Source organism: Pseudoalteromonas piscicida (genome assembly GCF_002744175.1).
In the GTDB taxonomy this organism is placed as follows: Bacteria; Pseudomonadota; Gammaproteobacteria; order Enterobacterales; family Alteromonadaceae; genus Pseudoalteromonas; species Pseudoalteromonas piscicida_B.
Genome location: NZ_NKHF01000213.1, coordinates 1 through 202, shown reverse-complemented (window position 1 = coordinate 202; position 202 = coordinate 1). Strand labels below are relative to the sequence as shown.

At 47.0% G+C, this 202-nt stretch carries 1 pseudogene; it reads right to left on the bottom strand.

What is annotated here, in order from left to right:
- Positions 1-202: pseudogene (locus CEX98_RS22740) on the bottom strand (transposase); the annotation flags it as partial.

Below are 202 nucleotides of genomic sequence, written 5' to 3'. Positions count from 1 at the left end.
GCACGAATACCGGCACGAATACATCGGCCTGTGAGCTCAACAAGTTCAATATAATAGCTGAGTTCAAAGGGGAGTCCTTTTGGCATATCTTTTTGTGGGTTGCCAGCAAAGCATAGTAGAGACTTGGGTTGCTGCCCGAGTTTGGCATAGTCGATCCGCTTTTTGATGCTGGTGTAGTCTGAAGTTTCTGGTGTTGTAGCGA